This is a genomic window from Nonomuraea sp. NPDC049784, from assembly GCF_040659615.1.
Lineage (GTDB): Bacteria > Actinomycetota > Actinomycetes > Streptosporangiales > Streptosporangiaceae > Nonomuraea.
Genome location: NZ_JBFAMX010001222.1, coordinates 1 through 1,337 on the forward strand (window position 1 = coordinate 1; position 1,337 = coordinate 1,337).

The following is a 1,337-nucleotide window of genomic DNA, read 5'->3' on the forward strand; positions in this document are numbered from 1 at the left end:
CCGGCCGAGGGCGCGGCCGTGCGCGTGTACGTGCGGCCCGAGGTCGTGCGGATACGCGCGGAGGGCGAGGGGCTCAGGGGCACCGTGCAGGAGACCCGGTTCCTGGGGGCGCGCATCCGCTGCGTGGTCGCCACGAAGGCGGGGAACGTGACGGCGGCGCTGCCCTTCGACGCCCAGGTCCCCGCGGTCGGCGAGGAGGTGACCTGCGCATGGCGGCCGTCGGACGCGTCGCTCGCAGCTCGCTGACCCGTCCTCGCTGGCGTACGGGCCTGCTGCTGGCCCTGCCCGCCATCGCGATCTTCGTGCTGCTGTTCGTGGCGCCGCTGTTCACGCTGGTGGCCAACAGCTTCAGGACGCAGACGGGCGCGTTCACGCTGAGCAACTACGAGCGCTTCCTCGGCGACCCGTTCTACCGGGACGTGCTGTGGAACACGCTGAAGGTCGCCGCCCTGACCACGATCAGCTGCCTGGTCGTGGGCTACCCGTTCGCCCTCTACATGCGCGGCCGCTCGCCCCGCGTGCGGAACTGGCTGGCGTTGCTGCTGCTGTCGCCGCTGCTCATCAGCATGGTCATCCGCGCGTACGGCTGGCTGGTGGTGCTCGGGCCGAACGGCCCGGTCGCGGCCGTCATCAAGTGGCTCGGCCTGACCCCGCCCCAGCTGCTCTACAACGACACGGCCGTGCTCATCGGCATGGTCCACGTGATGCTGGCGTACATGGTGCTGCCGCTGATGGGCAGCCTGGACCGGATCGACCCGACGCTCGTGCCCGCCGCCAAGGGGCTCGGCGCGCCCGGCTGGACCTGCTTCTGGCGGATCACGCTGCCGCTGTCGGCGCCCGGCATGCTGGCCGGAGCGATGATCGTGTTCAGCCTGACCGCCTCCAGCTTCGTCACCCCGGCGATACTCGGCGGCCCGAAGGTGAAGCTCATGCCGTACTTCGTCTACACGCAGGCCACCACCACGCTCGACTGGCCGTACGCGGCCGCGATCGGGTTCGTGCTGGTGGTGGTGACGACGGGGTTGCTGCTCGGCTACTCGCGCCTGCTGCGCCGTGGCCAGGGGGAGGTGGTGTTCGGATGACCCGGGTGCTCGGGACCGTCTTCGCGTTCCTCGTCGGGCTGTTCCTCATCGCGCCGGTCGCGGTCACGGTGGCGTCCTCGCTCACGACCACCTCGTACGTGACGTTCCCGCCGCAGGGCATCACGCTGCGGTGGTACGCCGAGGTGTTCCAGAAGCCGGAGTTCCTGTCGTCGTTCGCGGTCAGCGCCGGGGTGGCGGTGGCCGCGGCCGCCGTGTCGGCGGTGGTGGGTCTGGCCTGCGGGCTTGCCATCCACC

2 protein-coding genes and 1 pseudogene are annotated in these 1,337 nt (G+C 71.0%); all 3 read left to right on the forward strand.

The genetic code is table 11. The features are described from left to right. A partial coding sequence (locus AB0J09_RS64900) for a TOBE domain-containing protein (protein WP_360714473.1) occupies positions 1–246 on the forward strand: 246 nt, incomplete at its 5' end. Beyond that, positions 210–1,082 (forward strand): ABC transporter permease, encoded by an 873-nt coding sequence (locus AB0J09_RS64905; protein WP_360714475.1) that lies wholly within the window; start codon positions 210–212, stop codon positions 1,080–1,082. The genes AB0J09_RS64900 and AB0J09_RS64905, both read left to right, overlap by 37 nt. Beyond that, positions 1,079–1,337: pseudogene (locus AB0J09_RS64910) on the forward strand (hypothetical protein); the annotation flags it as partial. The gene AB0J09_RS64905 and the pseudogene AB0J09_RS64910, both read left to right, overlap by 4 nt.

Bases quoted from the DNA above. Each gene is read 5' to 3' on its own strand.
- AB0J09_RS64905 (WP_360714475.1), top strand. From the start codon at position 210: ATGGCGGCCGTCGGACGCGTCGCTCGCAGCTCGCTGACCCGTCCTCGC.